This is a genomic window from Microcystis sp. 0824 (assembly GCF_003112475.1).
Taxonomy (GTDB): Bacteria; Cyanobacteriota; Cyanobacteriia; order Cyanobacteriales; family Microcystaceae; genus Microcystis; species Microcystis aeruginosa_C.
Window position 1 is genome coordinate 33,011 of record NZ_BDSM01000070.1, and the last position, 23,710, is coordinate 56,720.

27 protein-coding genes and 1 pseudogene are annotated in these 23,710 nt (G+C 43.9%); 19 read left to right on the forward strand and 9 right to left on the reverse strand.

Features of this window, described 5'->3' with window-relative positions:
• Nucleotides 1–111: 111 nt before the first annotated feature.
• Nucleotides 112–1,515 (forward strand): class II fumarate hydratase, encoded by a 1,404-nt coding sequence (gene fumC / locus N0824_RS19380; protein ID WP_108937935.1) that lies wholly within the window; start codon nt 112–114, stop codon nt 1,513–1,515.
• A gap of 120 nt (nt 1,516–1,635) precedes the next feature.
• Here fumC and N0824_RS19385 read toward each other — a convergent pair whose 3' ends face one another.
• The 5 genes from N0824_RS19385 to map form a co-directional block, all read right to left on the reverse strand.
• Nucleotides 1,636–3,963 (reverse strand): YCF48-related protein, encoded by a 2,328-nt coding sequence (locus tag N0824_RS19385; RefSeq protein ID WP_108937936.1) that lies wholly within the window; start codon nt 3,961–3,963, stop codon nt 1,636–1,638.
• Nucleotides 3,964–4,097: 134 nt separating this feature from the next.
• A complete protein-coding gene (pth, locus tag N0824_RS19390; protein ID WP_046663320.1) occupies nt 4,098–4,724 on the reverse strand; it encodes an aminoacyl-tRNA hydrolase in 627 nt (208 codons plus the stop codon).
• A gap of 49 nt (nt 4,725–4,773) precedes the next feature.
• On the reverse strand, nt 4,774–4,998 hold the full coding sequence (locus N0824_RS19395; protein WP_002779871.1) for a DUF2811 domain-containing protein: 225 nt from the start codon (nt 4,996–4,998) through the stop codon (nt 4,774–4,776).
• 449 nt (nt 4,999–5,447) lie between these two features.
• A complete protein-coding gene (locus tag N0824_RS19400) occupies nt 5,448–5,849 on the reverse strand; it encodes a universal stress protein (RefSeq protein WP_108937937.1) in 402 nt (133 codons plus the stop codon).
• 68 nt (nt 5,850–5,917) lie between these two features.
• Complete coding sequence (gene map, locus N0824_RS19405) at nt 5,918–6,763, reverse strand: type I methionyl aminopeptidase (RefSeq protein ID WP_108937938.1); 846 nt, start codon at nt 6,761–6,763, stop codon at nt 5,918–5,920.
• Between the two features lie 506 nt (nt 6,764–7,269).
• Here map and trxA point away from each other — a divergent pair.
• The 7 genes from trxA to N0824_RS19440 all read left to right on the forward strand — a co-directional run bounded on the left by trxA (nt 7,270) and on the right by N0824_RS19440 (nt 11,507).
• On the forward strand, nt 7,270–7,587 hold the full coding sequence (gene trxA, locus N0824_RS19410) for a thioredoxin (RefSeq protein WP_002758059.1): 318 nt from the start codon (nt 7,270–7,272) through the stop codon (nt 7,585–7,587).
• Nucleotides 7,588–7,620: 33 nt separating this feature from the next.
• The gene (locus tag N0824_RS19415) at nt 7,621–7,905 is read left to right on the forward strand and encodes a DUF427 domain-containing protein (protein WP_002743550.1); all 285 of its coding nucleotides are present in this window, start codon (nt 7,621–7,623) and stop codon (nt 7,903–7,905) included.
• Entirely contained in the window at nt 7,902–8,375 is a 474-nt protein-coding gene (gene coaD, locus N0824_RS19420) for a pantetheine-phosphate adenylyltransferase (protein ID WP_108937939.1), read from the forward strand. The genes N0824_RS19415 and coaD overlap by 4 nt, the downstream gene beginning before the upstream one ends.
• A gap of 36 nt (nt 8,376–8,411) precedes the next feature.
• Nucleotides 8,412–9,071, forward strand: coding sequence for a hypothetical protein (locus N0824_RS19425; RefSeq protein WP_108937940.1), 660 nt, complete (start codon nt 8,412–8,414; stop codon nt 9,069–9,071).
• 154 nt (nt 9,072–9,225) lie between these two features.
• A complete protein-coding gene (locus N0824_RS19430) occupies nt 9,226–10,023 on the forward strand; it encodes a hypothetical protein (RefSeq protein ID WP_108937941.1) in 798 nt (265 codons plus the stop codon).
• 134 nt (nt 10,024–10,157) lie between these two features.
• Nucleotides 10,158–11,000 carry a dihydropteroate synthase gene (gene folP, locus N0824_RS19435; protein ID WP_108937942.1) on the forward strand — a complete coding sequence of 281 codons (843 nt, stop codon included), beginning with the start codon at nt 10,158–10,160 and terminating at the stop codon, nt 10,998–11,000.
• A 48-nt stretch (nt 11,001–11,048) separates the two neighbouring features.
• Entirely contained in the window at nt 11,049–11,507 is a 459-nt protein-coding gene (locus N0824_RS19440) for a cupin domain-containing protein (protein ID WP_002800061.1), read from the forward strand.
• 17 nt (nt 11,508–11,524) lie between these two features.
• Here the strand turns inward: N0824_RS19440 and N0824_RS19445 are convergent, their stop codons facing one another.
• The 4 genes and pseudogenes from N0824_RS19445 to N0824_RS19460 all read right to left on the reverse strand — a co-directional run bounded on the left by N0824_RS19445 (nt 11,525) and on the right by N0824_RS19460 (nt 14,060).
• The gene (locus N0824_RS19445) at nt 11,525–11,725 is read right to left on the reverse strand and encodes a hypothetical protein (protein ID WP_108937943.1); all 201 of its coding nucleotides are present in this window, start codon (nt 11,723–11,725) and stop codon (nt 11,525–11,527) included.
• 293 nt (nt 11,726–12,018) lie between these two features.
• Entirely contained in the window at nt 12,019–12,855 is an 837-nt protein-coding gene (locus tag N0824_RS19450; RefSeq protein ID WP_108937944.1) for an Rpn family recombination-promoting nuclease/putative transposase, read from the reverse strand.
• Nucleotides 12,856–12,945: 90 nt separating this feature from the next.
• Nucleotides 12,946–13,188 (reverse strand): annotated as a pseudogene (locus tag N0824_RS19455) (flagellar assembly protein H); the annotation flags it as partial.
• Nucleotides 13,189–13,223: 35 nt separating this feature from the next.
• On the reverse strand, nt 13,224–14,060 hold the full coding sequence (locus N0824_RS19460) for an Rpn family recombination-promoting nuclease/putative transposase (RefSeq protein ID WP_108937946.1): 837 nt from the start codon (nt 14,058–14,060) through the stop codon (nt 13,224–13,226).
• A gap of 58 nt (nt 14,061–14,118) precedes the next feature.
• Between N0824_RS19460 and N0824_RS19465 the strand changes: the two genes are divergently transcribed.
• From N0824_RS19465 to atpA, 11 genes are all read left to right on the forward strand, one after another.
• Nucleotides 14,119–15,009 (forward strand): LD-carboxypeptidase, encoded by an 891-nt coding sequence (locus N0824_RS19465; protein ID WP_108937947.1) that lies wholly within the window; start codon nt 14,119–14,121, stop codon nt 15,007–15,009.
• A gap of 61 nt (nt 15,010–15,070) precedes the next feature.
• Nucleotides 15,071–16,048, forward strand: coding sequence for an SDR family oxidoreductase (locus N0824_RS19470; RefSeq protein ID WP_108937948.1), 978 nt, complete (start codon nt 15,071–15,073; stop codon nt 16,046–16,048).
• A gap of 23 nt (nt 16,049–16,071) precedes the next feature.
• Nucleotides 16,072–16,989: an NAD(+) kinase gene (locus N0824_RS19475; protein WP_046663339.1), complete on the forward strand. Its 918-nt coding sequence runs from the start codon at nt 16,072–16,074 to the stop codon at nt 16,987–16,989.
• Between the two features lie 194 nt (nt 16,990–17,183).
• Nucleotides 17,184–17,972: an ion transporter gene (locus N0824_RS19480; RefSeq protein ID WP_108937949.1), complete on the forward strand. Its 789-nt coding sequence runs from the start codon at nt 17,184–17,186 to the stop codon at nt 17,970–17,972.
• A 511-nt stretch (nt 17,973–18,483) separates the two neighbouring features.
• Complete coding sequence (locus tag N0824_RS19485) at nt 18,484–18,846, forward strand: ATP synthase subunit I (RefSeq protein WP_002739749.1); 363 nt, start codon at nt 18,484–18,486, stop codon at nt 18,844–18,846.
• Between the two features lie 57 nt (nt 18,847–18,903).
• Nucleotides 18,904–19,653: a F0F1 ATP synthase subunit A gene (gene atpB, locus N0824_RS19490; protein WP_002739857.1), complete on the forward strand. Its 750-nt coding sequence runs from the start codon at nt 18,904–18,906 to the stop codon at nt 19,651–19,653.
• 230 nt (nt 19,654–19,883) lie between these two features.
• The gene (atpE, locus tag N0824_RS19495; RefSeq protein WP_002740068.1) at nt 19,884–20,129 is read left to right on the forward strand and encodes an ATP synthase F0 subunit C; all 246 of its coding nucleotides are present in this window, start codon (nt 19,884–19,886) and stop codon (nt 20,127–20,129) included.
• A 230-nt stretch (nt 20,130–20,359) separates the two neighbouring features.
• Complete coding sequence (locus tag N0824_RS19500; protein ID WP_002769600.1) at nt 20,360–20,791, forward strand: F0F1 ATP synthase subunit B'; 432 nt, start codon at nt 20,360–20,362, stop codon at nt 20,789–20,791.
• Between the two features lie 204 nt (nt 20,792–20,995).
• Nucleotides 20,996–21,538, forward strand: coding sequence for a F0F1 ATP synthase subunit B (locus tag N0824_RS19505; RefSeq protein ID WP_108937950.1), 543 nt, complete (start codon nt 20,996–20,998; stop codon nt 21,536–21,538).
• Nucleotides 21,539–22,087: an ATP synthase F1 subunit delta gene (gene atpH, locus N0824_RS19510; protein WP_108937951.1), complete on the forward strand. Its 549-nt coding sequence runs from the start codon at nt 21,539–21,541 to the stop codon at nt 22,085–22,087.
• Between the two features lie 68 nt (nt 22,088–22,155).
• The gene (gene atpA / locus N0824_RS19515; RefSeq protein WP_108937952.1) at nt 22,156–23,664 is read left to right on the forward strand and encodes a F0F1 ATP synthase subunit alpha; all 1,509 of its coding nucleotides are present in this window, start codon (nt 22,156–22,158) and stop codon (nt 23,662–23,664) included.
• Nucleotides 23,665–23,710: the final 46 nt, after the last annotated feature.

The following is a 23,710-nucleotide window of genomic DNA, read 5'->3' on the forward strand; positions in this document are numbered from 1 at the left end:
TGACTTCCCCTACCGAAGACTGGCGGCCGGATTCTGACTCCTGACTCCTGAATACTGAATACTGACTCCTAACCCCACCAACAAACTTTTTGCCGCAAACCCTAATCAAAGATGACAGAATTTCGCATCGAGAAAGACAGCATGGGAGAAATTCCCGTACCTGCCGATAAACTTTGGGGAGCGCAGACCCAAAGATCCCTACAATACTTTAGTATCGGTGATAATCTCATGCCCCGGGAGATGATCCGGTCCTATGCCATTCTCAAAAAAGCCTGTGCAATTGTCAATCAGCAAAAAAATCGTCTCAGTCAGGAGAGAAAAAATCTTATCTGTCAAGTCTGCGATGAAATTTTAGCCGGACAACACGCAGATAACTTTCCCCTCTACGTTTGGATGACGGGAAGTGGCACCCAATTTAACATGAACATCAACGAAGTCATCTCCAATCGTTGTAGTCAACTGACGGGGAATCCTCTGGGTAGCAAAACTCCCGTGGATCCCAACGATCATGTTAATATGTCCCAATCGACTAATGATTCCTTTCCCTCGGCCATGTATATTGCCGTTGCCTTGGCAGTCAAGGAAAAATTAATTCCCAGTCTGCAACTATTACGGAATAGTCTCGATGAAAAGGCGCAATTATGGGCAAATATAGTTAAAATTGGTCGCACTCACCTACAGGATGCCACCCCTTTAACCCTCGGACAAGAATTCTCCGGTTATGTGGGTTTATTGGATGATGGCAGCGATTGGCTAGAAAAATGTCTAGAAAAAGTCTATCGTTTATCCTTGGGAGGAACTGCCGTCGGTACGGGAATTAATGCTCCCCCAGATTTTGATCGAGATGTGGCTGCCGAAATCGCTAATCTGACCAAATTACCCTTTATTACGGCTCCTAATAAGTTTACCGTGCAAGGTTCCCACGATGCTCTAGTTTTCTTGAGCGGGGGACTGAAAACTATCGCTAGTTCCCTCTATAAAATTGCTAATGATATCCGTTTACTTAGCTGTGGTCCCCGTTGTGGATTAGGAGAATTACAGCTGCCGGAAAACGAACCGGGTTCTTCAATTATGCCTGGGAAAGTTAATCCCACCCAATGCGAAGCTTTATCGATGATAGCAGTGCAGGTGATGGCTAATGATTTAGCGGTGACGATGGGAGGCGCCGGGGGACATCTGGAAATGAATGTCTATAAACCGCTGTTGATTCATAATCTCATGCAGTCTATCCGGCTGCTCACGGATGGTTGCGCTAATTTCTGTCAGTTTTTGGTTAAGGGGATGACTGCTAATCAAAAACAAATTGAGACTTTTTTAAATCAGTCCTTGATGCTGGTGACTGCTTTAAGTCCCGTGATTGGCTACCAAAAGGCTGCCTACGTCGCTCATTATGCCCTAGAAAGGGATTTAACCCTGAAAGTGGCAGCCTTGCAACTAGGATACATCAACGAGGCAGATTTTGATCGCATTGTTGACCCCGCTAAGATGGTGAATCCCTACGTTGCCGATGGTTAATTGTCTGAGGGGATAACTGCTGTAAAAATTAGAGGTCGCAGGCAGGCACGGATTCCCATTATATATATAAGCATAAGGCAAGCGGCGGGATTTGTCAAGCCCCGCCAGCAGAAATTTCTCCTAAACTTGGCTAATGATAGCGAAGAAAACAAAGAGAAAAATCATAAATGCTGCTGCCATGCGGAAGAAGGATTTAGGAAGATTAATAACTTTCTCCAGTTGTAGGAAACCCACCAGAAAATAAGCTGCGATTGCCAGGAGAATCGGGATAACTAAGCGCAATATTGCGCCAAGGGGACCAGAGAAAAACTCACCGATTTTATAGCGGGGTGTATTTTCTTCTGCGTGAGGAGGAATAGTTACACTTGTCCAAGTTTCTCCCCCATCGGTGGAACGAAAAACTGTAGTTTTAGCGCCACCAAAACCGAATAAAGTTTGATCTTGGGCGTAATTAGGAGAAAACTGGACGGAGATCCCAGAGGAAGGGATACTATGAATTTTCACTAGGGGTATTTTAGGATCACCAATTGATTTAAAAGTTTCTCCGCCATCGGTAGATTTAAACAATCCATCTCCCTGTAAACTAACTATTACCGTGCGATCATTAGCATAATCAGGAGAGATAGCAATGGTTTCTACTGATGCTTGCGGATTAAACCCCGGTTTCTCTAATTTTGTCCAACTTTTAGCCCCATCTTTGGTGACAAACAAACCAGAAATTGTCCCAGCAAAAATAGTTCCATCGCTGGGATAATTGGGAGACATTGCCAACTGCACATTAGAGCTTTTTGATAGGGGGGTTCCTTGACTGACATTTTTCCAAGTTAGTCCACCATCAACACTTTGATAAATCCCCTCTTTTCCCGTGACAAACAAAGTTTTATCCTTAGCAAAATCGGGGGAAGCTACCATAGCAGGGGCATAATTACCAGAAATTCTGCCCACTTCACTGATATTTTTAACCGTATTTCCTCCATCGGTAGAACGAAATATTCTACCCTGCTGATTGGTGAGAAAAAGAGTTTTATCCTTGGCAAAATCTGGAGAAGGAACTATCCTCGGACCGCGGACTCCTTTGTCAATTTCGATAATTTTCCAGAAATCACCACCGTTATCGGATTTGGCAAATCTATTGCGTAAAAACCCAGCAAAAATAGTTCTATCTTCTCCATAGTTAGGAGAAAAAGCAATGTCAAAGAAACGCCGGGGATCCTGTCCTGATTCTTCGGGATCTTTACCAAGTCGATAAACCTCTAAACCGCGATTAATTGGTGTCCAAGTTTCCCCTTTATCGCGACTGATGAAGATATTGCCTACATAATTAGCAATGACGACAGTACCATCCTGGGCATAATTAGGAGAAACCGCCATAGCGGTAACTGTTGCCCGGGCTAAAGTTTCTGTTTCCTGCCATTTCTTGCCGCTATCCGTGGTTTTAAATAAGCCATTAAATCCCCCTAAAAACATCGTGTCTTCAACGACTTTTAAATCCATAAAGTGGGGAACTTTATAATCATCAGCCTGTTTATCTTTCGTTAAACCCTCGCTCATTCTTGTCCAACTTTTGCCCCCATCCTGAGAAACATACATTCCGTCATACCAAGTAATGGCATAAAGGGTGGAGTTTTGGGCATAGTCGGGAGAAATAACGATGTCTTCGATGATTTTATCCTTAATTCCTTCGTTGACGGATTGGAAGGTTTTACCATCATCAACGGTTTTAAAAATACCTGCTTTTTTTGTGCCGACAAAAAAGGTTTTATCCCTGTCCAAATTAGGAGAAAAAGCAATTGTATCTACTGCCCCCACATTGGTAGGTAAGGGGAGATTCTGCCAAGTTTTCCCCCCATCGGAGGAACTGTATAATTTACCTTCTTCATCCCCGAAAAAAATTCGCCCCGGATTGTTGGGGGTAATAGCTAGAGAGGTTATCAGTGCCGTGGTGGGGAAAATATTTGACCAATTTTTACCGCCATCTTCGGTTAAATAAACCCCTTTTTCTAATCCCACTGCCGCTGCTATATTGGGATCAGAAGGGGCAATTTCTACGAAGTTAATAAAGTTAGTTTCTAAACCCTGATTAACTTTCTGCCAAGATTCCCCCGCATCTTCACTTTTATAAATACCATCGGATCTTGAAGCTAAATAGAGAATATTTTTATTGAGGGGAGATAGGGACAGGGAACTTAATTCCCCCGTATAATCTAAACCTTGAATTAATCTTTTCCAGTTGCTACCTCCATCGCTAGACTTATAAAAGTTATTTCGCACCAAGATATATACTGTATTATCTGTCTGGAAATCAGGAGAAACTTCCACTTGACTAATTACATCATGGGGACGATGGGAAAAAGCAGCATTACCCCAAAGACAAAAAACTGTAGCGATTATCAATAAAATGAGATTAAACTTGTGGCCGAATCTCAGCAAACTTTGGCGATTAATCATAGTTAAACTGCTAATATCGAGGATAAAAATTGACCTAATCTAGCAAAGGGCGATCAAAATTTAAGCAAGGGTTCTGTAAGAGTATAGACGAAAATGGCGATTATAACCATTACTAAAATCGGGCTTATTTGCCATCAGCATAGATTAGAACCAATCTCTACACTTTGATTATTGTAGAGACTCATTGCCTTTTGTAACCCTTGTTTGAGACCAAGTTCGATCGCTTTTCTGGACAAGTCTAACACTTTCAAGATCACTTCGTTTTCTTGGGGAGTGAATCGGCCTAAAACATGGGAAATAGTCGCTTTTTCGGTTGATTTACCGATTCCTATGCGTAAACGAGCGAATTTTTCCGTGCCAACGTGGGCAATCATCGATTTAATACCGTTGTGTCCGCCCGCCGATCCCGATAGACGGATTCTCAACCGGCCTAGGGGCAGATCCATATCATCGTAAATGACTAAAATCGACTCTGGTGCTAGTTTATACCAGTCCAGCACCGAGCGCACCGATTGCCCGGAGCGATTCATATAGGTTTGGGGTTTCAAAAGACGAATTTTGCCAGGGAGGGGACCGTCACCCTCGGCGATAAAACCTTGAAATCGCTTGTTTTCCTGCCAAGATAGCCCCCAATCCCTCGCTAATGAGTCCACAGCTTCAAAACCGATATTATGACGGGTGCGATCATATTTGGGTTCGGGATTACCCAAACCGATAATTAGCCGAGGAATAATTAAATTAGGGGTTTTATCGGAATTCATAGGGGAAAATCGGGTTTTTAACCAGGACCCGATTCTTATTATCACCGAATTAGCACTCCGAGCGCTGGAACAAAGTTTCTAGATAAACCTTGGCACAGCTATTTTGTTCCTCAAAATTCATCCTTTCGGGGGATTGACAATTAAGTAGGAAAAATGATAATGCCGCCGTAAACACACCATCTTGATCCCAACTGGGGTGAGTTTCTAGGTATTGTTGTAGGGATTGGTGGAGGATTTCGGGGATTTCTGCCAAGATACTGACTGATGTATTCATATCGTTTACCTCTGATCGGAAGTGGGGAAATCCCTGACTGGTGCAGTGGACAGTAAGGACTATTGTGAGCCAAGTTGGGGGGAGTTGCAATATTACCAGATGTAAAGGAATGCTTTAGAAAAACTTAATATTTACGAGGGAATAAGGGTTAGAGCTAGATTTTATTTACTTAACTTAACAGTAACTCAGTATCTATCGATGGGGATTTTGACAATCAAGATTAATTTTTTCTCGAAGCAAGTGCCGATTCTATCGCTGTTGCCTGTGGAAAAGTCTGGGTAAACTGTGGAAAACTTAAGAGTGAGTGGGGAAATACCGGGGAATGTATGGGGGAAAACATCGGGGAAAAATAAGATTTGCAAATTTTAGTCAGCAGTGATGGCAAATTAATTTTCATCTTTGAAATAGGCACTCTTGCCAGAGTACCTTTTCTAGCTGAATGCTGGCTGCTATGCTTTTACCACCAATACTGAACAGGTAGCTTCTGCCACCACGAGACTACTAACAGAATCTTCGATCACCCGTTGAACTCCCGTTAATCCCCGACTGCCGATCACGATCAGATCAGCATGATAGATATTAGCTAAACGAATAATTTCCTCCGCTGGATCGCCAAAGATGACCTCGATTTCACTGGGGGCAGCAATCTGGGATTGATAGCAGCGCAATTGATCTTCAATGATCTCACGGGAGGGGTGAGGACGATCCACTGCCGATTCATCTCCCTCCTTACCAAGAATATGGGTGATGATGATGTAAGAATTTGCCGTTAGAGAAAGGTAATTCAAGGAATGAAGGACTCGATGCGATAATTCCCCACAATCTAAGGCAACAACGATATTTTTAAACATTTTGACTAAATCCTGCCACTAAATAAATTTTCAATTAAGATTCCGGAGCAAAAAATCTATAGACAATTTTATAGGTTATTGCGATCGGTTAAGATTTCGTAACCCGTGGCGGTTACTAAGACGGTATGCTCAAATTGAGCGGAGAGAGCATTATCCATCGTCACCACCGTCCAACGATCGCGCAAAGTTCTGGTATGTTTAGATCCACCGTTGACAATTGGTTCAATTGCCAGAGTCATCCCGGTGCGGAGCTTGACATTGGGTAACTGATGAGTGCGAAAATTAAATACCGACGGTTCTTCGTGGAGATTTCTGCCGACTCCATGACCGGTAAAATCTTCTACCACTTGGAAACCGTTAGCTTGAACGTGATCTTCGATCGCTCCAGCGATATCGAGCAGATAATTGCCCGCTTTTACCTGATTTATGCCTTTATATAAAGCTTCTTCCGCCACGCGGATTAATTTTTCGGTTTTTGGAGAGACGGAACCGATAGCGATCGTGATACAGGAATCCCCATGATAACCTTGGTAGTAAGCCCCCGTATCTACCTTTAACACAGAACCGGCTTTGAGGCGTTTTTTCGGGCTAGGGATACCGTGAACGACTTCGTTATCGACGGAGGCACAAATCGAGGCAGGAAAGCCATAATAACCTTTGAAACTGGGAGTAGCACCCATTTCGCGGATACGTTTTTCCGCATAGACATCCAGATCCGCCGTCGTCATCCCGGGTTGAGCGATCTCGGCAATTTCCTTGAGGACTGTGGCGGCAATTTTACCCGCTTGTCGCATAATAACGATTTCTGCGGCGGATTTGGTTTCGATTCCCCGGCGGCTTTTCTGTACTCGCGGTGAACCTACTTGCTCTGGGGTTTTAGTTTCGGGAAAAAGCAGCTTGGTTAGGATGTTCATGGAAAGTTGGCTGTCGAGTCTTTACTTAACTTAGCATTTTCCCGGCGATCGATGACTGCTCTGGAGAAATCAAAAATCTTCGGTTAGGTGAGGAGATAGGAGACTCCGAGACTCCGAGACTCCGAGACTCCGAGACTCCGAGACAGGAGCGGGGAGACAGGAGACTCCGAGACAGGAGCGGGGAGAAGGGAGCAGGGAGTGGGGGAGAAGGGAGATGAGGATAAAAAACTATCCTAGGCATAAAACCGAAGATTATCGCAAATTTATCTGATTTTTAAGATATTTTGAGCCGATAGGTAGTCGGACATAAATTCTGTTGTCTATCTTAATAAATGTAAATTGCCGCAATTCTTACTGACTCCTTACTCCTGACTCCTTACCCCACAGTTAACTTTACTTTTGTCCAACTACTTAGCGGCTCGAGAACTGACTTTTACAGGAGGCCTCAGGAACATCCAGAAAAGCTATAGTAGGAAAAGGCTATTTTTCTGGCGAGGTGATAATTTATGGCAGTCAAAAAAGAGTTTTCCAGTTTTCAGGAACTGTTGCAAACCACTAATCTCCCCGTGTTAGTGGATTTCTATGCCACTTGGTGCGGTCCTTGTCAAATGATGGCTCCGATTCTAGAACAAACGGGAATGTATTTCAAAAATCGCCTACAAATTGTCAAAATTGATACAGACAAATATCCCAATTTAGCCAGTAAGTACGGTATTCAAGCCTTACCCACTTTAGTAGTCTTTAAAAATGGTCAACCGATCGATCGAATTGAGGGAGTGATGCAGGTTAACCAACTGGTTCAACATTTACAAACTCTGTTGTAAGATAATTTTGAACCGGAACTAGGAGTTAGTGTCATGGCAAAGGCGATTTGGAATGGTGCAGTGGTAGCGGAAAGCGATAACTGTGAAATTGTCGAGGGAAACTACTATTTTCCCCCCGATACCATCAAAGCTGAATATTTTCAACCCAGTAACACCCATACCATTTGTTCTTGGAAAGGAGAGGCTAGTTACTATACTCTTAGGGTAGATGGACAGGACAATAAAGATGCCGCTTGGTATTATCCCGATCCTAAGCCAAAAGCCCAAAATATCAAAGGATATATCGCCTTTTGGCGAGGTGTGAAGGTTGAGAAATGATCGCCATCTACCCCGGCAGCTTCGATCCAGTTACATTCGGTCATTTAGATATTATCGAACGCAGTGTGCCACTATTCGAGCGAGTCATCGTGGCAGTTCTCTGCAATCCCCATAAAAACCCCCTGTTTACCGTCGAACAACGCATAGAACAGATCAGCTACTGTACAAAACACCTGAAAAACGTTGAGATAGACAGTTTTTCGGGATTAACGGTTGAATATGCCAGATTAAAAGGTGCTAAGGTACTTTTGCGGGGGTTGCGCGTTCTCTCGGACTTTGAAAAAGAACTGCAAATGGCACACACCAATAAAACTCTCTGGGAAGGAATCGAAACGGTTTTTTTAGCCACCACGAAAGAATATAGTTTTTTAAGCAGTAGCGTGGTTAAAGAAATCGCTCAATTCGGTGGCTCCATCACCCATCTAGTCCCGGAAAACGTTTCTAGGGATATTTACTCATACTACAGTTAACATACTAAAATACAGTAATGAGGACGATCTGAACCTATGGCGCGCCGAGAACCTAATGATCCCAGAAAAGCAGTACCTAACACTTCTAATAGTGGGGTTCCCAGTCCACCCGTCGATTTCGATATCTATCAGGATCTGGCGCGTCTGCAAGAGATGATTTTTGATAGTTTCCATATCCCCCTCACCCGTTGGACAATGATCGATGAGGGACAGATTTCCGAACAGATCGATCTCATCTATGAAACCGTGCCACCAGCAGTACAGAAAGCTTTAGCAATTTTGCAGGAAGAACAGGAAATTATCACTAAAGCAGAGGAATACGCTCAACAAGTCCTTCGTTCCGCTCAACAAAGAGCCGCCCAAATTCTCGATGAGTCCGGTATTATTCAACAAGCAGAACGGCAAGCAGCCCAAATTCGTCAACGGGTTCAGCAGGAGTGCGAATCCTTGCAACAACAAACCCTCGATGAAATCGAACAGATGCGTCACAGCACCTTGCAGGAAGTGCAACAGTTACGACAAAAAACCCAAGCTGAATGTCATGAAATTCAAAAAGGTGCTGACAACTATGCCGAAGCGGTTTTAGAAGATCTCGAGGGACAATTAGGGCAAATGTTACAAGTTATCCGCAACGGTCGTCAACAGGTAAGATCGAAACCAACATCGTTAAAAAATCTACCCGGAGAACGTCTTTAATCAGTGATCAGTTATCAGTTATCAGATGTAAGTTTTAAGTTAATTAGTTAGTTAGTTATCTTTATCCCTGATTACTGTTTACTGTTTACTGTTTACTGATCGCTGAAAAGAACCAAACCCCCAATTACTCACCGATAACTGATAACGGAATTTCATGAATAACTCCTCCTCGAATTCCCATCTATTCGGACGCTTTCTTAGCGGGTTATTCAGCTGGAAAATTTGGTTATTTGTCCAGATATTTCAAGGTAGTAAAAGCTTTTATCGATTCCTGTATCATTATTTATATCGTCGTCCTAAAATCGATCGCATTCTCAGTAGTGATGTCATCTATATTCCCGATAAAAAACTTTATAGCATTCCCCTCGATGTGCTGAAAATGGAGCAGCAAATGGTTAATAGTGATCGCCAGCAGTTGACTTCTATTACTACTTGGAAAGTTAAAACGATTCATCCCACCATCACTGAAACCGAGATACAATTCCACGATATTACTGTCGATTTACAACAGGTACACCTGATTAAATCAGACCTTAATAACTACGATTATACTAACACTCGCCGCTTGGCTCCTCTGGTGAAAACCTTACTTTTTGAAATTAACCCCAAAATTGCCAGTTTAGTAGAAAAGAGAAATCAATTACATAGACTGCGAAATCTGGCCGCATCCTCGGAAATTTTTCATTCACAAACCCCATTGTATGATCGAGCAATTAATCAAGTCCAGCTAATTATCGATCAAGCGGAAGCTTTAGGACAAGAATGTTTAAAATTTATCCGAGAAACCCTAATTGAACGGGAATTAGTGCAATCCGATATCGATAGCAATCTCGTTGATTGTCACCTCGATTTTGCCAGTCAATATCAACTAATTCAAGAAAAATATCAACTCTGGAAAGAGGAAGTACAAGCTTATTTTGAATTAAAAGATTCTTCCCTACCCAAAAATTAACTATAGCCGTCAGTTATCAGTTATCAGTTATCAGTTATCAGTTATCAGTTATCAGGAGATTATTTTGATTTATTCTCCCCACTTCATAATTCATAATTCATAATTCATATACTTTTTCAACAGGATTTAGTATTATGTCTAATTTAATGGCAATTCGTGAACATATTTTTGCTTGGGGAAAACGCACCTATATCATGGGTGTTTTGAACGTTACTCCCGATAGTTTTAGTGATGGGGGAGAATTTGACAATGTTGAAAATGCCCTGCTACAGGCGATGAAAATGATCGAGGCTGGGGCTGATATAATCGATATCGGTGGTCAATCCAGCCGTCCGGGAGCGCAAGAAATTAGCCTAGAAGCAGAATTATCGCGAGTTATCCCCGTAATCACCGCTATTCGACAACAAAGTTCTATTCCTATCTCTCTCGATACCACTAGGGCGATTGTAGCAGCCCAAGGTATCGCCGCCGGGGCCGATTTGATCAATGATATTTCCGGGGGAACCTTCGATCGCCTATTATTGCCGACGGTGGCTAAATTGGCCGTTCCCATCATCCTCATGCACCTGCGGGGCAATCCGCAAACCATGCAATCTCTAACACATTATGATGATTTAGTCAAGGAAATTAAAGAATTTTTACAGAATCGTGTTAAGGAAGCTTTACAGTGGGGTATTGCTAGGGAAAATATTATCATCGATCCGGGGATTGGTTTCGCCAAAACTGGCACACAAAATCTTGAGTTATTGCGAGAATTAGGGCAATTTCGGGATTTAGGTTTACCTATTTTAATTGGATTGTCGAGAAAACGCTTTATCGGCGAGATTACAGGCAAAGATGACCCAAAAGAACGAGTTTTCGGAACGGCGGCGGCCTGTGCTATAGCGATCGCTAAGGGGGCCGATATCCTGCGCGTCCATGATGTGGCCGCGATCCTAGATGTGAGTAAAGTGGTGGACGCAATCGAGCGAGGTTGAAAATTTTTGCTAGTCTTAAAATCATCCACACTTCGATCGAAATTAGCGATGAATAGCCAACTAACCAGCGATCATTGTATGCTACCCGTGATTCGATCTCCCCGGGATTATCAAGTTTTTCGCATTAGCGCTGGGGATACGAATCGTTTAGCGATCGTCTTCGATTCTACCGTAGCGGGGGATTCCTTGACCGTCTGTGTGGAAATTTTCGATCCCCACGGTTGCACCCCTACCCATCGTCATCATTTTGCCGTAGAAATGTTTTTTATCCTCAAAGGGGAGGGAATGGCTATCTGTGATGGTAAACCGATTCCCCTAGGTCCAGGGGATAGTTTATTAGTCCGTCCCACGGGTATTCACGAGATTAGAAATGTGGGGGACGGAAGACTTTATGCACTATGTTTTATGGTTCCCAATGAGGATTTTTCGGAATTAATTCGCAATGGTATCCCAGAGGAGTTAGACGCAGAAGATTTAGAGGTGTTGATGGGAACTATTAAAGGATAATCAAGCCATATTATCCCTTAAATTTTGTCCTTTTTTTTCAGGAAAAGAGCGATAAAAAAGGTAAAGGTTCCCCCCAGAAGGCCGAAGATTAGCCAATTTAATCTTGGATAGCCTTTATTGATAGCGATGATTGTAGCAATAGCACCGATGAGACAATGCCAGAAAAAAAGCAACAAGAACAAATCTAAGTTCGGAGAAATATCACCAATTAGTTTCATATTTTATCAGTAGAGCGAATAGAATCTTTCCAATGACCGAATCCCTTGTCCGGTGTTATGTTTATTAACCTCTATAAGTATTTCTATTTTTTTTTCCAAGGCCATTTTGTTCCCATCTCGGTTAAAGCTGAAAAAACTAGATAGAGAATGAGAAGGGCAACACCAAAGAGAAAAGTCAATAAGTCGTTATTCATCGAGTCATCACTGATAGGTTAAAGGTCACTGATTCGCTACTATCCCTTTGTCCACTACTTAGCAATTACTGCTTTTCTAGACTGTTGAAACAGGATTGATCATTGTTGCTGTTGTGCCAAATAGTTAAGCACTGTTTCCAGAGTCAAGTCTAAGCGTTCCGAGATTTGTTGCGGGGTTAAACCGAGGTCTTGCAATAGAGGAATTGTGTTCAATTTTTGCAAGTTTATTCCCTGTTCAATTCCCTGTTCAATTCCCTGTTCAATTCCCTGTTCAATTCCATCTCCAAAAGCTTCTTGATAGAAACGAGTTTGTTTTAGGTCTTGTAGTTCTAACATAGCTTCAATTTCCTCTCGACTTTTTTGGGGTAACTTATAAATGATTATGGTTTCGATTAAATCAATGACATTTCTCTGCACTAAGCGATCGCTCACTTCTCTTTGAGCCTGTTTAATTAAAATCTTAGCAGAATTAACAGCTTGACTCTCACTTTCCGTAACTAATTTGACCATGGCGATCGCTAAGGAAGGAGTCTCATCATTTGCCAATTCATCCAGATAGATTCTTTTAATCCTGTCCAAAGATAAAAAATCGGCAAATTGCTGGGGATGTTCTCGCTCAATGTCTCGACTGGGATAAATAACAACTATCTGCCAGGGTGACAAAGGTTTATACTGTCTAAGATACAAGAAAAGTTCCGAAAATAATCGATAATATAGGTCTTCATCCTTTTGAAACTGCACTTCTACCAGATAAAAAGGCAAATTTTCCAGATTATCGAGCGGCAAAAATAAACCATCCAATCGAAAAGCTAGTTGTTTGACTTCTTGGGAAGTAAATCGATAATTGCTAACCCTAGCATCGGTTCGCTCGATTAATTCAAAGAACGAATCGGGAAAATCGAGAAACATTCGATAGAATATGCTGTCAGTTTTCATGTCATCGCTGATAGCTTAAAGGTCACTGATTCACTACTATCCATTCTACTTAGCAATTGCGGCTTTTCTAGACTGTTGAAACAGGATCGATCATAGTTCCTGTTGTGCCAAATAGTTAAGCACTGTTTCCAGAGTCAAGTCTAAGCGTTCCGAGATTTGTTTTGGGGTTAAACCGAGGTCTTGCAGGAGAGTAATTGTTTTCAATTTTTGCAAGTTTATTCCCCGTTCAATTCCCTGTTCAATTCCCTGTTCAATTCCATCTCCAAAAGCTTCTTGATAGAAACGAGTTTGTTTTAGGTCTTGTAGTTCCAACATAGCTTCAATTTCCTCTCGATTACTGCTTTTCTAGACTGTTTAAACAGGATTGATTATTGTTGCTGTTGTGCCAAATAGTTAAGCACTGTTTCCAGAGTCAAGTCTAAGCGTTCCGAGATTTGTTGCGGGGTTAAACCGAGGTCTTGCAATAGAGGAATTGTGTTCAATTTTTGCAAGTTTATTCCCTGTTCAATTCCCTGTTCAATTCCCTGTTCAATTCCCTGTTCAATTCCATCTCCAAAAGCTTCTTGATAGAAACGAGTTTGTTTTAGGTCTTGTAGTTCTAACATAGCTTCAATTTCCTCTCGACTTTTTTGGGGTAACTTATAAATGATTATGGTTTCGATTAAATCAATGACATTTCTCTGCACTAAGCGATCGCTCACTTCTCTTTGAGCCTGTTTAATTAAAATCTTAGCAGAATTAACAGCTTGACTCTCACTTTCCGTAACTAATTTGACCATGGCGATCGCTAAGGAAGGAGTCTCATCATTAGCCACTTCATCCAGATAGATTCTTTTAATCCTGTCCAAGGATAACAAATCTGCAAATTGCTGGGGATGTTCTCGCTCAATTTCTCGACTAGGATAAATAACAACTATCTGCCAGGGTGACAAAGGTTTATACTGTCTAAGATACAAGAAAAGTTCCGAAAATAATCGATAATATAGGTCTTCATCCTTTTGAAACTGCACTTCTACCAGATAAAAAGGCAAATTTTCCAAATTATCGAGCGGCAAAAATAAACCATCCAATCGAAAAGCTAGTTGTTTGACTTCTTGGGAAGTAAATCGATAATTGCTAACGATAGCATCGGGTTGAGCGATTAATTCAAAGAACGAATCGGGAAAATCGAGAAACATTCGATAGAATATGCTGTCAGTTTTCATGCTGTCACAAAATTACCTGTAATTTCAGCTTAATCCGCCAACAAAAGAGAATTAACCTATGATCATCCCATCGTTTCTGCAACCCGGCGCTAAAGTTTCTCTGGTGGCCACCAGTGGCGCCGTCAAGGAATTAGCCGCCCTAGAAAAAGGCGTAGAAATCTGGCGATCAAGGGGTTATCAAGTGGAATTTAGCGAGAATTGGTCGAATCGTCTCGGTTATCTCGCCGGTAGCGACAAGGAACGTCGTCAAGCTTTAGCCCAAGCATGGCAAGATCCCGATTGTCAAGCAATTCTCTGTGCTAGGGGGGGTTACGGTAGCGCTCGCCTCTTGGAAAATTGGACATGGGCAAAAACTAACCCGAAATGGTTAATCGGTTTTTCTGACGTGACGGGGATTTTATGGAGTTTAGCGAAACAAGGCATCTGTAGCGTTCACGGGCCAGTTTTAACCACCTTAGCCCAAGAAAGTCCCCAATCAATTGATCGCCTCTTTTATCTTCTGGAAGGTCGTCCTTTAGCCCCTCTTATCGGTCAAGGTTGGGGTGGGGGCAAAGTGCGGGGACGCTTATTACCAGCTAATTTAACCGTAGCCACCCATCTCCTCGGAACCTCGGTTCAACCCACCCTAGAGGGGGTAATTTTAGCCCTAGAGGACGTAACCGAGGCCCCCTACCGGATCGATCGAATGTTGACTCAGTGGCGAATGCTGGGCATTTTCTCCCAAATTAAAGGCATTGCCCTCGGTCGTTTTAGCCGTTGTCTGGCGGCCTCCGGTAGTGATAGTCAAACCGTAGAGGAAGTCTTAAAAGAGCGTTTGGGCGATTTGGGTATTGCGGTTATTGCTGAGTTACCTTTCGGTCATGATGGCGATAATGCCGCTTTACCGGTGGGAACAATGGTAGAACTGGACGGGGATCGGGGAATCTTAGAATTTTTCTATCCAGAATGATCCACTTTTTTGATACTATCTTAGAGAAGTGTTAACAAATGTAACAAAAAATTAATTATAGATGAAAGTATTAGTTGTCGGTGCGACGGGAACCCTAGGGCGACAGATCGTGCGTCATGCCATCGATCAGGGACATCAAGTGCGTTGTTTGGTACGCAGTCAGAGAAAAGGGGCTTTTTTGAAGGAATGGGGCGCGGAATTAGTCGGGGGAACCCTACGCGATAAGAGTACCATTATTGCCGCTTTAGAGGGAATGGACGCGGTGATCGATGCCGCTACTGCCCGGGCGACGGACTCGGCCAGCATTAAACAGGTGGATTGGGATGGTAAAGTTAATCTGATTCAAGCGGCCAAAACTGCCGGAGTCGATCGCTTTATTTTCTTTTCGATTCTCAATGCCGAAAAATATCCCAACGTGCCTTTAATGGAGATAAAACGCTGTACGGAGAAATTTCTAGCAGAATCGGGCTTAAAATATACAATTCTCCGTCCCTGTGGCTTTATGCAGGGTTTAATCGGTCAATACGCCATCCCGATGTTAGATAATCAAACCGTCTGGATCACGGGGGAAAGTACAGCGATCGCCTATATGGACACCCAAGATATCGCTAAATTCGCCGTTCGCGCCCTAGAAGTCCCCGAAACTGTCGGTCAATCCTATCCCGTGGTCGGCAGCAAAGCGTGGAAAGCTGAAGAAATTATCGAAGTTTGCGAGCGCCTATCGGGTAAAGAGGGGAAAATTTGGCGTTTACCCATGGGATTACTGCGTTTTATGCGAGGAATAACCCATTGTTTCCAATGGACCTATAATATATCTGACCGACTAGCTTTTGCGGAGGTTCTCGCTAGTGGTCAAGCTCTTGATGCTCCAATGAAAGAAGTTTATCAAGTATTTGGCCTTGATCCGAGTCAAACAACTACTTTAGAATCCTATTTACAAGAATACTTTAGCCGCATTCTCAAGAAGCTCAAGGAAATCGACTTCGAGAAACAAAAAGCTCAGAAGAAGAAGAAAACTCCTTTCAAAAAGAAAGCGTGATTCAGCAGTAGGAAAATTTGTCAATGCCCAAAATCGGCATTATTTACAACGATATTAAGCCTATCGCTTGTAAAACAGCCCATCAGATACAAGATCAGCTACTTTCCTTAGGTTGGCAGGTGTTTATGGCTACCGGCAGCGGTGGCCTACTAGGCCATTCTAAACCCTCTCGTCCGGTTTGTTTTACCCCGATCGATCAGTTAGTCCCCCCCCACTTCGATCAGGATTTAAGTTTTGCGATCGTTTTGGGGGGCGATGGTACAGTCCTATCGGCGGCCCGGCAATTGGCCACCCTCAATTTGCCCCTGTTAACGGTCAATACGGGACACATGGGTTTTTTGACCGAAATTTACCTAAATCAGCTTGAACCCGCCTTAGAGCAGGTTTTAGAGGGGAATTACACCATCGAAAATCGCTCGATGATCACGGTGCGACTGTTTCGCGAAGATACCCTCCTCTGGGAGGCACTTTCTCTCAATGAGGTGGTCGTCCACCGGGAACCCCTCACCAGTATGTGTCATTTTGAGATTCAAATTGGTGAACACGCACCCGTCGATATCGCTGCCGATGGGGTGATTCTCTCCACTCCTACTGGTTCTACTGCCTATGCTCTCAGCGCCGGTGGTCCGGTAATAACTCCCGATGTGCCGGTATTACAATTAGCCCCCATTTGTCCCCATTCTTTAGCTTCCAGATCCTTGGTATTTTCTGACAAGGAAACTGTGAATATTTTTCCAGCAACTGCTAACCGGATGGTGATGGTAGTGGACGGTAATGGCGGTTCTTATATCTTGCCAGAAGATCGAATTAATGTGCAGAAATCGCCCCACCAAGTCCATTTTATTCGTCTGCAATCGACGGAATTCTTCCGCATCCTCCGGGAAAAATTGGGCTGGGGTTTGCCTCATATTGCTAAACCAACTTCGGTGGAATTACCTTAATCAGTTATCAGTTATCAGTTATCAGTTATCAGTTATCAGATGGGATTTTTCAGTTCACTGATTACTGGTTACTGTTTACTGATAGCTGAATTTATACTAAATCCAGTTATTAAAGACTGATTATTTATTCCTCCTTTTGCCTCTTGCCTCTTGCCTGTCCTCATAAATAGCCTATACTCAGCGTATTTAGTATTATGCTCTCTTTTCGTGCCAAGATAGCTTTTTATTTAGAGGATGTCACCACGGCGATCGGACTGACGGTAAATCTGCTTATCTTGGCATTAATTTTACTCTCTTTGGTGATTTATGTGACTCAAACCTATCCCTTATCCGCCACTTGGCAAATGTGGTTACGTCAGCTTGATTGGGGAATTTTAAGCTTATTTTCCCTAGAGTATTTAATTCGGTTTTGGTGTGCGGAATCAAAACTAGGCTTTGTTTTTAACATTTTTTCCATCCTAGATTTATTGTCAATTCTGCCTCTATTTTTTGGTTTTTTTGATATTAGATTTTTTAGAATTTTTCGCTGGTTTAGAATTTTGCGAGTCATTCGTTTTTTTGGTTCAGATCTTTCTATTTTTCAAATCAAAACTTCCGATCAGATAGTATTTACTCGCATATTACTAACTCTATTTTCGATTATTTTTGTTTATGCTGGTTTAATTTATCAGATCGAACACCCAATTAATCCCCAAGTCTATCGGACATTTTTTGATGCTTTTTACTTTGCCGTTGTGACTATGACTACCGTGGGATTTGGGGATGTGACTCCCCTTTCTGATGGGGGCAAAATGGTGACAGTTTTAATGATTTTAACGGGAGTTTTGTTAATTCCCTTGCAAATTAGCGATCTGACCAAACAAACATTAAAATCTGGCACTCAAATTGATTATCCTTGTCCAGATTGTGGTTTACCCCGTCACGATATAGATGCCAACTTTTGTAAAAACTGTGGCGCAAAACTCCTAAAAAAACCTGATTGAGACTAATTCTGGCGAAATGGGGAGCGGGGAGCTTTTCAGTGTTGCCAAAGGCACGGCGTAGCCGTCCAGTAAACAGTAATCAGTAATCAGTGAACTGAAAAGGCTCTCTTGGATATTGGCTGAAAAATGTTCACATTGTTACATTATGGGCGCAAGCAGTTCGATAAACTCACTGACCACGTTACGCCCCTACATTGCACCTGTGTGATTGGTAGGGACCTATAGCCCACGCCCTTTCTTCGATAAGAGCTGCTCATCACCATAACCCCAAGAGAGCCACTGATAACTGATTCAAGGCTGATGGCTGAGAGCGGTGGGAATCATGACAATTTACAATTGCTTAATAATTGTTGCCACTGCCGTGATAATATGTGTTGTGGCTCACCTGAGCGTCATAGCTCGGAAAGCAATCCAGATATTGAGATTAGTCTATCGCTGATTTAGGTGTACCTTGTCTGACCCATCGATCGAATCTCCCCCAACCCCAGAAACCAACCCGCCGTCAGATCCGATGCGGGAATACTATCAACTACAAAACACCCTATTGATCACCACCCTGATCTTAAGCGGTCTGATCTTTATACCCGTGTGGCTGTTTTATTCCCTCAATACCGCCCTTAATTACCTATTAGGGGCAATGGTGGGAGTTGTTTACCTAAAACTCCTCGCCGGGGAAGTGGAAAAATTGGGGGTAACGAAAAATCGCGTGGGCAAAAAAGGATTAGCCCTATTCGCCGGATTAATCATCATCGCCAGTCGTTGGCAAGAACTGCACATAGTGCCAGTTTTTTTGGGGTTTTTGACCTATAAAGGGGCGATCATCGTCTATACCCTGCAAACCATCTTCAAGCTGGAGCAGAAAGCCGATTCCTAAACCCTTTGACCGTTAAAATAACCCTGATTTGCGAACCCGAATCTCTCTAAGGTAGAAATGTTAGACAGTTTAAGTGTGCTTAATTTTTATAGCCTCGCTTCTCTGGAAGTGGGACAACACTGGTACTGGCACATCGGCGGACTAAAAATTCACGGGCAAGTGATCGCGGTCTCCTGGATCGTCTTCGCTATCTTAATCATCGCCTCGATCGCCGCTACCCGCAAAATCCAGAAAGTCCCTAGCGGTATTCAAAACCTCATGGAGTACGTTCTGGAATTTCTGCGCGATTTAGCCAAAAACCAGCTAGGAGAAAAGGAATATCGACCCTGGTTGCCCTTCATCGGCACCCTATTTTTATTTATTTTCGTTTCTAACTGGTTAGGGGCTTTGATTCCTTGGAAGTTAATCGAACTGCCCGAAGGAGAATTAGCCGCCCCCACTAACGACATCAATACCACGGTGGCGTTAGCCCTACTGACTTCCCTCGCTTACTTCTACGCAGGCATCAGTAAAAAAGGACTCGGTTACTTCGCTCACTACCTAGAGCCGATTCCCGTGCTATTACCGATCAAAATTTTAGAAGACTTTACCAAACCCCTCTCCCTCAGCTTCCGTCTTTTCGGAAACATCCTCGCGGACGAGTTGGTAGTAGCCGTATTAGTCTTCCTCGTCCCCCTAGTCGTACCCCTACCCCTGATGGCTCTCGGTTTATTTACCAGCGCTATCCAGGCCCTTGTCTTCGCCACCCTTGCCGGGGCCTATATCCATGAGGCCCTGGAATCGGAACACGAAGAAGAACACGCTTAAAAGCGAGGGACGAAAACAGAAAAATTTCTTAGGGAAAAGTGTCCAAATAATAGGATAATAACTAAGAAATTATTGGTCGAATTCAGTATGAGCAACTGAATTCTAGGATCGTTCTTTCCCAAAAACTCTTTCGGGAGTTTTGAGCAGAAAACCAGCTATTTTTTACGGCTGAGAACGCGCTCTGTAAACAACAGATTGAAATTGATTAGTAAATAGAGGAAAAAATCACCATGAACCCCACAGTAGCTGCCGCTTCCGTTATCGCCGCCGCCCTCGCCGTTGGTTTAGCCGCTATCGGCCCCGGTGTTGGTCAAGGTACCGCTTCTGGAGAAGCTGTTTCCGGTATCGCCCGTCAACCCGAAGCTGAAGGAAGAATTCGTGGTACCCTTCTCCTCAGCTTGGCATTCATGGAATCCTTAACCATCTACGGCTTGGTTATCGCTCTCGTTTTACTGTTCGCTAACCCCTTCGCCTAATTAAAAAAGCAGTCGGTTATCAGCCCCCAGTCCCCAGCTTGGCAGCGGAGTTTTCAAAACTCTCAAAAAACGCCGAAGCAGCTAACTAAAAAGTCTGGTTTTTGGGACAGAAGGCTGATAGCTAATTAAGGGAATTTTGCTGATCCCCCCTGACTGTTCATCGTTAAATCAGGGGGATCGTCTTCCTTTTTTGAACCTGTCTATAGCTTCTATTTATCAGGAATAAATCAATGTTTGATTTCGATGCCACCCTGCCAGTGATGGCACTACAGTTTATTCTTTTGGCAGTGATCCTGAACGCCGTTTTTTATAAACCCCTCAGTAAAGTTTTAGATGAACGGGCGGAGTATATTCGGCAAACGGAAGGCGGAGCCAAAGAACAACTAGCCAAAACCGAAGCACTGGTACAAGAGTACGAACTACAATTAAGTTCGGCTCGTAAACAATCCCAAGAGATTATCGCCCAAGCGCAAGCTGAAGCCCAAAAACTAGCCAGTGAACGAGTTGCCGCAGCCCAAAAAGAAGCGATCGCCCGTAAGGAAGCCGTCGCCGCCGAAATTGCCCAACAGAAAGAAGAAGCCTTTCGTTCTCTAGAAGGACAAGTGGCCTCTCTTTCCCGTCAAATTCTCGAAAAACTCCTCGGCCCCGAACTCGTTCGCTAAACCCCAGCCATTGGTTAATAACAGTGATCAGTAAAAAGATAAAACTCAGTCGTCAGGAGTTAGTCCCGATGCCAAAGTTGGCACCGCCAAGCATGAAAGTAGTACCTACTTCCCACTTCCCACTTTCAAGTTAGAAGACTGATAACTGATAACTGATAACTGATAACTGATAACTGAACAACCTACTCCCCGCCCTCAATAATCATGATCATCGACACAGTTTTATTATTAGCCACGGAGGCGAAGGAAGCGGCAGCAGAGGGATTCGGCATCAACACCGATATCTTAGGAACTAACCTATTTAACCTCTCGATTCTGCTCGGTTTAATCATCTTCTACGGCCGCAAAGTTCTCGGACAAATCCTCGGAGAACGTCAGTCGAAGATTGCTGAAGCTTTAGCCGAAGCTGAAGACCGGAAAAATATTGCCGCTAACGCCCTCGCCGAAGAACAGAAAAAACTCGCCCTGGCAAAACAAGAGGCCGAAAAAATTATCGATAACGCTCGAACTAGAGCTAAAACTGTCACCGCCGACATCGCCGCCCAAGCCGAACTCGATATTCAAAGAATGCGCGAAAGTGCCGCTAAAGATCTCTCGGCGGAACAGGATCGCGTTTTAGTAGAATTACGCCAAAGAATTACCGCTTTAGCCTTAGCTAATGTGGAATCCCAATTAAGCACCGGCCTGGAAGAATCGGTACAACAAACCCTAATTGATCGCAGTTTGGCCAACCTAGGAGGTAAATAGATGCAGGGAAGTTTAATCAGTTCAGAAATAGCCGAACCCTACGCCCAAGCATTACTTTCCGTCGCCCAAAGCAGCGGACAATTAGAAGCGATCGGCGGCGAAATTAAATCCCTCTTAGAATTCTTGGAAAATGCTCCCGATCTAAGAGCTTTTATCGGCAATCCCGTCATCAAAGAAGAAGCTAAAAAAGCCGTTCTTTCCCAAGTAATGGGGAGCAGTGCCAATCCCTATTTAACTAACTTCATGATGTTATTAGTCGATAAACGTCGGATTCAATTTTTAGAACCCGTTTGTCAACAATATCTCACCCTGGCCAGAGCGCTGACTAACACCGTTTTAGCGGAAGTTTCCTCGGCCACCGAATTGAACGATAGCCAAAAACAAATCGTCATCGACAAAGTGAAAACCCTAACCGGGGCGAACGTGGTCGAACTGAAAACCAAAGTTGATACCAGCCTGATCGGTGGTGTGGTGATCAAAGTCGGTTCTCAGGTCTTTGATGCCAGCATTCGCGGTCAACTACAACGCCTCAGCCTCTCCCTGCGCTAAGGTCATCTAATCTCTCTTTTTTGCAGTTTTTTCACCTTCTAATTTTTTACCTTTTCCCAGATTAAACTATGGTAGCTATCAGACCCGACGAAATTAGCACGATTATTCGTCAACAGATCGAATCCTATAACCAAGAAGTACAGGTCTCCAACGTGGGAACCGTCCTGCAAGTGGGTGACGGTACTGCCCGCATCTACGGCCTACAACAGGCCATGTCGGGAGAACTATTAGAATTTGAAGATGGAACCGTCGGCATCGCCCTTAACCTCGAAGAAGATAACGTCGGCGCGGTGTTAATGGGTGACGGTTTCGGAATTAAAGAAGGCGGTACGGTGAAAGCTACCGGTAAAATCGCTCAGGTTCCCGTCGGTGACGCCTTAGTCGGCCGCGTGGTTGATGCTCTCGGTCGTCCCATCGACGGGAAAGGAGACATCCTCACCAGCGAAACCCGTCTGGTGGAATCCCCCGCCCCCGGTATTGTCGCTCGCAAATCCGTCTGTGAACCGATGCAAACTGGCATTACCGCTATCGATGCCATGATTCCCGTCGGTCGCGGTCAACGGGAGTTAATTATCGGTGACAGAAAAACTGGTAAAACAGCGATCGCCATTGACACGATCATTAACCAGAAAAGCGAAGACGTGATCTGTGTCTATGTCGCCATCGGTCAAAAAGCCTCCACCGTCGCCCAAGTAATCGACACCCTCACCCAAAGAGGCGCCATGGATTACACCGTGGTGGTGGCCGCTAACGCTAACGACCCCGCCACCCTCCAGTATATCGCCCCCTACACCGGAGCTTCGATCGCCGAATACTTCATGTATAAAGGCAAAGCGACCCTAGTTATCTACGATGACCTCACCAAACAGGCTCAAGCTTATCGTCAGCTATCCCTGCTCATGCGTCGTCCTCCCGGTCGGGAAGCTTACCCCGGCGACGTTTTCTATCTCCACTCCCGTTTACTAGAGCGCGCCGCTAAACTCAGCGATGCCCTCGGTGGTGGTAGCATGACCGCCCTGCCGATTATCGAAACCCAAGCCGGTGACGTTTCTGCCTACATTCCCACCAATGTAATTTCGATTACTGACGGTCAGATATTCCTCTCCACCGACCTCTTTAACGCTGGTTTCCGTCCCGCGATTAACGCTGGTATTTCCGTATCCCGCGTGGGTTCGGCGGCCCAAACGAAGGCAATGAAAAAAGTTGCCGGTAAATTAAAACTGGAATTAGCCCAGTTTGACGAATTAGAAGCTTTTGCTCAATTCGCTTCTGACCTTGATGCGGCCACCCAATCACAACTGGCTCGCGGTCAACGTCTGCGTCAAATCCTGAAACAGCCCCAAAACTTCCCCCTCTCCGTTTGGGAACAGGTGGCGGTGGTTTATGCCGGTTTAAACGGTTATCTCGACGATATCCCCACCGATAAAGTTATCGATTTCTGCACCGGTTTACGCGAATACCTGAAAACCAGCAAACCTCGCTACGTTGAGATCGTCAGCACTGAAAAACAACTCAACGACGAAGCAGAAGGCCTGCTCAAAGATGGCATCAACGAGTACAAACAGGCTTTCAAGTAAACTTCTGTGAGCTTTAAGCTGTCAGCCTTTTCAGTTATCAGTGATC

Bases quoted from the DNA above. Each gene is read 5' to 3' on its own strand.
- pth (WP_046663320.1), bottom strand. From the start codon at position 4,724: ATGAATTCCGATAAAACCCCTAATTTAATTATTCCTCGGCTAATTATC.
- N0824_RS19505 (WP_108937950.1), top strand. From the start codon at position 20,996: ATGATCATCGACACAGTTTTATTATTAGCCACGGAGGCGAAGGAAGCG.
- N0824_RS19400 (WP_108937937.1), bottom strand. From the start codon at position 5,849: ATGTTTAAAAATATCGTTGTTGCCTTAGATTGTGGGGAATTATCGCAT.
- N0824_RS19415 (WP_002743550.1), top strand. From the start codon at position 7,621: ATGGCAAAGGCGATTTGGAATGGTGCAGTGGTAGCGGAAAGCGATAAC.
- N0824_RS19425 (WP_108937940.1), top strand. From the start codon at position 8,412: ATGGCGCGCCGAGAACCTAATGATCCCAGAAAAGCAGTACCTAACACT.
- atpH (WP_108937951.1), top strand. From the start codon at position 21,539: ATGCAGGGAAGTTTAATCAGTTCAGAAATAGCCGAACCCTACGCCCAA.
- coaD (WP_108937939.1), top strand. From the start codon at position 7,902: ATGATCGCCATCTACCCCGGCAGCTTCGATCCAGTTACATTCGGTCAT.
- atpE (WP_002740068.1), top strand. From the start codon at position 19,884: ATGAACCCCACAGTAGCTGCCGCTTCCGTTATCGCCGCCGCCCTCGCC.
- N0824_RS19470 (WP_108937948.1), top strand. From the start codon at position 15,071: ATGAAAGTATTAGTTGTCGGTGCGACGGGAACCCTAGGGCGACAGATC.
- N0824_RS19500 (WP_002769600.1), top strand. From the start codon at position 20,360: ATGTTTGATTTCGATGCCACCCTGCCAGTGATGGCACTACAGTTTATT.
- N0824_RS19460 (WP_108937946.1), bottom strand. From the start codon at position 14,060: ATGAAAACTGACAGCATATTCTATCGAATGTTTCTCGATTTTCCCGAT.
- N0824_RS19395 (WP_002779871.1), bottom strand. From the start codon at position 4,998: ATGAATACATCAGTCAGTATCTTGGCAGAAATCCCCGAAATCCTCCAC.
- atpB (WP_002739857.1), top strand. From the start codon at position 18,904: ATGTTAGACAGTTTAAGTGTGCTTAATTTTTATAGCCTCGCTTCTCTG.
- N0824_RS19465 (WP_108937947.1), top strand. From the start codon at position 14,119: ATGATCATCCCATCGTTTCTGCAACCCGGCGCTAAAGTTTCTCTGGTG.
- N0824_RS19445 (WP_108937943.1), bottom strand. From the start codon at position 11,725: ATGAAACTAATTGGTGATATTTCTCCGAACTTAGATTTGTTCTTGTTG.
- fumC (WP_108937935.1), top strand. From the start codon at position 112: ATGACAGAATTTCGCATCGAGAAAGACAGCATGGGAGAAATTCCCGTA.
- map (WP_108937938.1), bottom strand. From the start codon at position 6,763: ATGAACATCCTAACCAAGCTGCTTTTTCCCGAAACTAAAACCCCAGAG.
- N0824_RS19475 (WP_046663339.1), top strand. From the start codon at position 16,072: ATGCCCAAAATCGGCATTATTTACAACGATATTAAGCCTATCGCTTGT.
- N0824_RS19440 (WP_002800061.1), top strand. From the start codon at position 11,049: ATGAATAGCCAACTAACCAGCGATCATTGTATGCTACCCGTGATTCGA.
- N0824_RS19480 (WP_108937949.1), top strand. From the start codon at position 17,184: ATGCTCTCTTTTCGTGCCAAGATAGCTTTTTATTTAGAGGATGTCACC.
- N0824_RS19385 (WP_108937936.1), bottom strand. From the start codon at position 3,963: ATGATTAATCGCCAAAGTTTGCTGAGATTCGGCCACAAGTTTAATCTC.
- N0824_RS19430 (WP_108937941.1), top strand. From the start codon at position 9,226: ATGAATAACTCCTCCTCGAATTCCCATCTATTCGGACGCTTTCTTAGC.
- folP (WP_108937942.1), top strand. From the start codon at position 10,158: ATGTCTAATTTAATGGCAATTCGTGAACATATTTTTGCTTGGGGAAAA.
- N0824_RS19485 (WP_002739749.1), top strand. From the start codon at position 18,484: ATGCGGGAATACTATCAACTACAAAACACCCTATTGATCACCACCCTG.
- atpA (WP_108937952.1), top strand. From the start codon at position 22,156: ATGGTAGCTATCAGACCCGACGAAATTAGCACGATTATTCGTCAACAG.
- N0824_RS19450 (WP_108937944.1), bottom strand. From the start codon at position 12,855: ATGAAAACTGACAGCATATTCTATCGAATGTTTCTCGATTTTCCCGAT.
- trxA (WP_002758059.1), top strand. From the start codon at position 7,270: ATGGCAGTCAAAAAAGAGTTTTCCAGTTTTCAGGAACTGTTGCAAACC.